The sequence below is a fragment of the Flavobacterium sp. genome (genome assembly GCF_040382755.1).
Lineage (GTDB): Bacteria > Bacteroidota > Bacteroidia > Flavobacteriales > Flavobacteriaceae > Flavobacterium.
Genome location: NZ_JBEIET010000112.1, coordinates 1 through 6621, shown reverse-complemented (window position 1 = coordinate 6621; position 6621 = coordinate 1). Strand labels below are relative to the sequence as shown.

The 6621-nt window shown below is 31.8% G+C and carries 4 protein-coding genes; 3 read left to right on the top strand and 1 reads right to left on the bottom strand.

Translation table 11 applies throughout. The annotated features are described in order from the left end of the window. On the bottom strand, positions 1–569 hold a 569-nt coding region (locus ABWO04_RS09185; protein ID WP_353079379.1), incomplete at its 3' end, for a superoxide dismutase. Between the two features lie 254 nt (positions 570–823). Between ABWO04_RS09185 and ABWO04_RS09180 the strand changes: the two genes are divergently transcribed. From ABWO04_RS09180 to ABWO04_RS09170, 3 genes are all read left to right on the top strand, one after another. Next, a complete protein-coding gene (locus ABWO04_RS09180) occupies positions 824–3967 on the top strand; it encodes a UvrD-helicase domain-containing protein (protein WP_353079377.1) in 3144 nt (1047 codons plus the stop codon). Between the two features lie 34 nt (positions 3968–4001). Next, positions 4002–5192: a glycine C-acetyltransferase gene (kbl, locus tag ABWO04_RS09175; RefSeq protein WP_353079375.1), complete on the top strand. Its 1191-nt coding sequence runs from the start codon at positions 4002–4004 to the stop codon at positions 5190–5192. Between the two features lie 118 nt (positions 5193–5310). Continuing rightward, the coding region (locus ABWO04_RS09170) for an OmpA family protein (RefSeq protein ID WP_353079373.1) at positions 5311–6621 on the top strand (1311 nt) is incomplete at its 3' end.

Here is a 6621-nt window from a genome sequence, read left to right as displayed (position 1 = left end):
TTTATTACATTGAAAAACGCTTCAATATAATCAGGTCTTCTGTTTTGGTAATTTAAATAATAGGCGTGTTCCCATACGTCTAAACCTAAAACAGGAGTTCCGCCACAACCAATTCCTGGCATTAAAGGATTATCTTGATTTAGTGAAGAACACACTTCAACTTTTCCGCCTTTTTGCACACAAAGCCAAGCCCATCCAGATCCAAAACGAGTGGCTGCAGCTTTAGCAAATTCTGCTTTAAATGCATCAAACGAACCATAAGCAGTGTCAATTGCAGCTGCTAATTCGCCAGTTGGCAAACCACCACCATTTGGCGACATTACGGTCCAAAATAAATTGTGATTGTAAAAACCACCTCCGTTATTTCTAACCGGCATATTATTCATATCTAAATTGGCCATAATTGCTTCAATAGATTTTCCTTCTAAATCAGTTCCAGCTATAGCAGCATTCAAATTTGTAGTGTAAGCATTGTGATGTTTTGTATGGTGAATTTCCATAGTTCTTGCATCAACATGTGGTTCTAATGCATCATATGCATAAGGTAATTGTGGGAGTTCAAAAGCCATGATTTACTATTTTTTAATGGATTAATTATTTTTTTCAAATTTATAACTTTAACTTTGAAAATAAAAATTTAGATAGTTAATTAAAACACAATATATTAGAAAATAATCTTTTAAATTGTGAAAAATTAAACACATAGGTACATAGGATTTTCCAATAAAATTGCAAACGCTTTGCTCAAAATAGTTCACATTAGACTGAGTTAAAAAAAATCCGTGTAAATTTGTGTAATCCGTGGCTAAAAAAAATCAAAAATATGGCATTTCAAGTTTATAACGCTTCCGCGGGTTCTGGTAAAACGTATACCTTAACAAAAGAATATTTAAAAATTTTACTGGTAGCTCCTGCTAATGATACCTATAAAAAAATTCTTGCCATTACGTTTACCAATAAAGCGGTCGAGGAAATGAAAAGCCGAATTATTGAAAGTTTAATTGCGTTTACTAAAGATGAAGTTACTGAAAAAACAGCCGATTTTATGCGAGAAATTGCTACTGAAATAAAATTAGATGTTCCTTCGATACAACTAAAATCCAGAAAAATTTTAAAGAATTTAATTCACAACTACGCGGCGTTTGATATTTCTACTATTGATAAATTCACGCATCGTATCATTAGAACATTTACGCACGATTTAAATTTACCTACCAATTTTGACGTTACACTCGATACAGATGAACTTTTAAAAAACGCGATTGATGTCGTGGTTGCCAAAGCGGGAGAGGACGAAGAATTGACTCAAATATTAATCAATTTTGCTAAAAGTAAGACAGATGACGATAAAAGTTGGGACGTAACATTAGATCTTTATGAAGTTTCAAGATTAATTTTAAACGAAGAACATTTTTTTAATTTCGGAAAATTAAGCGATAAATCCGTAGATGATTTTTCTAAAATTGCAGAGAAAATTAAATTAAAAATTGAATCCAATAAATTAAAAATAAAGGAAAATGCAAAATTCATTTTAGATGATTTTGTAGCAAATAATTTAACGGAAGTAGATTTTGAACACAAAACTTTTTATAACCATATTGTTAATTTATATAACGAAAAAGCAACTGAATACGATTTTGTAAATGAAAGAGAAATTATAGTTCCTAAAAAATCAAATAATTCAGAAGTGGTTCGTCGTTTAGCGCCTACTTGGAAAGAAAAACTGACACTCATTTACAAAGCAAAAAACGAAAACGCATTATTCGATTTGATCATAAAAAATATGATTCCATTGTCGTTAATTAATGTAATTTATAAAGAATACAAGCAATTACAAGAAGACCAAAACGTCTTGTCTATTTCCGATTTTAATGCTATAATTCACAACGAAATTAAAGACCAACCTGCTCCTTTTATTTATGAACGTTTAGGCGATAGATACCGTCATTATTTTATAGATGAGTTTCAGGATACTTCGCAATTACAATGGGAAAATTTTATACCATTAATTGATAATGCCTTGGCAAGTCAAGATTTAGATGGCACAAAAGGTTCGTTAATGATTGTAGGCGATCCAAAACAATCTATTTACCGATGGCGAGGTGGAAAAGCAGAACAATTTATTGATTTAAGTACGGATGTAAATCCGTTTTCCAATAAAGAGAAATCTGTAGAAAATTTACCAAAAAATTACAGAAGTTATTCAGAAGTTATTGATTTTAATAATCAATTTTTTCAATTTCTTTCTGAAGAATTTACCAATGAAGCCTATCAAAAATTATATAAAGAAACCGCAGGTCAGCAAATTAATGAAAAAAAAGGCGGTTTTGTATCGGTTACTTTTTTAGATGATACCATTGAAATAAATGATGAAATTGCAGAAGACGAATCGATTACAGAAAAAGACAAACAATATTTATCGAAAACATTAGAAATTATTCAGCAATCTCTTGAAAATGGATTTGACTATTCAGACATTGTTTTATTAACCCGAAAAACAAAAAACGGGGTGTTATTGGCTAATTTTTTAACTGAAAATAACATTCCAATTATTTCATCGGAAACATTGCTAATTCAGAATGCTTCCGAAGTAAAATTTATTATTAATTTTTTAGAATATTTAGATAGTTCAAATAATCAAGAATCAAAAATAAATTGGCTATATTTTGTAGCAAATACAAAGGTGGATAAAGATAAAATTCACGATTTTATTGTGTCTGCAAAAGATTTATCGGAAGCGGATTTGCAAAAATATTTAGCGTCATTTAATTGTGAAATATCCTTTGAAAATTGCAGAAAAAAATCACTTTATGAAGCTGTTGAAAATATTGTAAATGTGTTTTTAAAAGAAAAAACTACTATTTCGTATGTGCAGTATTTTTTAGATTTAGTTTTAGAACGAAACGTAAAATATCAAACGAGCATTGCAGATTTTTTAGAATATTGGGAAAAATCAGGTTTCAAGCAAAGCATTCCCTCGCCAGAAGGGGAAAAAGCCATCCGAATTATGACCATTCACAAATCGAAAGGATTAGAATTTCCTGTGGTAATTTATCCGTTTGCCGATGACAGTTTAAACCCAAGAAGCAATAATATTTGGATTCCAATGGAAGACGAAAGTGTAGATATGCCTCAAGCTTTGGTTAAAAACAATAAGATTTTAGAAAAATATAGCGACACGACTCAAGAAATTTATCAAACCAAATCGCAAGAAGAAATCTTAGACACTATAAACGTGTTATATGTTGCTTTAACGCGCGCCGAAGAGCAATTGCATATTATTAGTAGTTATAAAATAACCACAAAAGGCGAAATTTCTACTTCCAAAACGTTAGCTTCTTATTTTATAAATTTTTTGACTCAAAAAGCAAATTTTTCTTTAGAACAAAAAGAGTATGCTTTTGGAAACTCAAAAAGAAATTCGCAACCGAAATTATTTACTAAAAATAAAGCAGAAATTCAGTCCGTAAAAAAAGCATTAGATTTTTCTTCGATACGAATTGCCAAAAAAGAAGCTTTAATGTGGGGCACGTTACAGCAAGATGCTATTGAGTTCGGAAACATTATTCATCAAATTTTATCGTATATTACTTCGAAAGATGATTTGCAAACGGCATTAACTAAAAGCTTAGATGAAGGTCTGATTCAACAATCGCAAAAAAGCATTTTTGAAGATAAAATCAAACAAATTATTTATCATCCAGAATTAGAAGCTTTTTTTAATCCGAATTACACTGTTTTTACAGAACACAATATAATTTCGCCAAACGAAATCAATTTAAAACCGGATAGATTGGTAATTCATAATTCAGAAGCTTTTCTAATTGATTACAAAACAGGAGCGCAAGACGAGAAACATAAAAAACAAATTGAAAATTATGTACGCGTTATTGAAAAAATGAATTTAAAAGTAACTAAAAAAGTGTTACTATATATAGGAGAAGAGTTAAAAATTATACATTTGTAGAAAATTAAAACATCCAACTATAAACAATAAAAAAATGTACGGAAAAATTCAAGCACACTTACAAAACGAATTAAATACAATTCAACAAAACGGATTATATAAAAAAGAACGTATTATCACTTCACCGCAAGGTGCAGAAATAGTTGTAAATGGAGAAACGGTTTTAAATTTTTGTGCGAATAATTATTTAGGACTTTCATCACATCCAGAAGTGGTGCAAGCTGCAAAAGATGCTTTAGATTCTCACGGTTTTGGAATGTCGTCCGTAAGATTTATTTGTGGAACGCAAGATATTCATAAACAATTGGAAGCAGAAATTGCTGATTTTTATGGAACAGAAGATACCATTTTATATGCCGCAGCTTTCGATGCAAATGGTGGTGTTTTCGAACCTTTATTAGGAGAAGAAGATTGCATTATTTCTGATAGTTTAAATCACGCTTCTATTATTGATGGTGTACGTTTGTGTAAAGCCGCGCGTTATCGTTATGAAAATTCTAATATGCAAGATTTAGAAGCCCAATTGATAAAAGCTACAGAAGCCGGACATCGTTTTAAGTTAATTGTAACTGATGGTGTTTTCTCAATGGACGGTTTAGTAGCGCCTTTAGATAAAATTTGCGATTTAGCAGATAAGTACGACGCATTAGTAATGGTAGACGAATGTCACGCCGCTGGTTTCATTGGCGCAACAGGAAAAGGCACAATGGAAGCAAAAGGAGTTATGGGTCGTGTGGATATTATTACAGGAACTTTAGGAAAGGCTTTAGGAGGCGCAATGGGTGGCTATACAACGGCTAAAAAAGAAGTGATTGAAATTTTACGTCAACGCTCACGTCCGTATTTGTTTTCAAATTCATTAGCACCTTCAATTGTAGGGGCTTCATTAAAAGTTTTTGAATTGTTGAAAAAAGACACTTCTTTAAGAGATCAATTAGAATGGAACACGAATTATTTTAAAGAAGGTATGCGAAAAGCAGGTTTAGATTTTATTGATGGCGATTCAGCAATCGTTCCTGTTATGTTGTATGACGCCAAATTGTCACAAGAAATGGCTGACGAGTTGCTAAAATTAGGAATTTACGTAATTGGATTCTTTTATCCTGTGGTTCCAAAAGACAAAGCCAGAATTAGAGTGCAATTATCTGCGGCTCACACAAAAGATCACTTAGATAAAGCTATTTTTGCTTTTGAAAGTGTTGCCAAAAAGTTAAACATAATTTAATAAATTAAATTGTTTAACATATAATTAAGAAAAAACAAACAAAAGTTTTGTGAATTACAAAAAACATATTACTTTTGCTCCTAAATATAATGAATTGTAATTAAATTAAATAAAAAGTATGAAACATTTGAACAAATTATTTTCTGCTGCTTTGTTGTTTGTTGGACTAACGTCACAAGCACAAGATAACGTTAATCCATGGGCGGTGTCTTTTGGTGTAAATGCAGTAGACACTAGAGTAAGTGCTAGTAGAGGTGGATTAGGTTTTTTTGAAAAAACGTTTTCTCAAGGATTAGACATGAAAGACAATTGGAACATTGTTCCTTCAGTATCTTACCTAAGCGTATCTAAATACGTAGGAGATGGTTTTTCTTTCGAAATGACTGGATCTTTTAACAAAATTACTAAGTTTGTTGAATTCAAGCCTACTTCAGTTGGTGCGGATGCAAGAGGTATGGTTGTGAGTAATCCTGGAAATTTAGACTATTATGGTTTAGATGCAGCCGTTTCTTATAGCTTCAAAAGTTTAATAAAATCTAAATGGTTTGATCCTACTTTAAATTTAGGTGGAGGTTATGTTTTTATGGGTGATGCTTCAGCAGGAACCGTTAATTTTGGTTGGGGTTTAAACTTATGGTTTGCTAAAAATGTAGCTTTATCATTAGGTTCTACATTAAAAACTGGATTTGACGATAATAGAGTAGCTAATGCTGACATTCCAACACATTTCTTTAATCATGCAGGTATAAGATTCCAATTTGGAGCTAAAGATAAAGATGATGATGGTATTATTGATGCAGAAGATGCTTGTCCAGAAGTTAAAGGTTTAGCTGCATTCAAAGGATGCCCAGATACTGATTTAGATGGTATTCAAGATTCAGCTGATGCTTGTCCAGAAGAAGCAGGTACTCCAGAAATGAATGGATGTCCTGATCAAGATGGTGATACTGTAGCTGATAAAGATGACGCATGTATGGATGTTGCTGGTTTACCAGTATTAAAAGGTTGTCCAGATGCTGATGGTGATGGTGTTGCTGATCAAAATGACAAATGTCCTACTGTAAAAGGAGAAAAATCTAACGGTGGATGTCCATGGCCTGATACTGACGGTGATAAAGTTTTAGATAAAGATGACAAATGTCCAACTGTTGCAGGAACTGTTGCAAACAATGGATGTCCAGAAGTATCTGAAGAAACAATTAAAAAATTAAATGATTATGCTAAAACAATCTTATTTGATTCTGCAAAATCATCTTTCCAAAAACAAACTTATCCAGTATTACAAGCTATTGTTGCTATCTTAAAAGAATATCCAACAGCTAAATTCGCTTTAGAAGGACATACTGATTCAGACGGTAAAGACGATGCTAACTTAGTATTATCTCAAAATAGAGCTGCAGCTGTAAAATCTTTCTTAGTTGAAAATGGT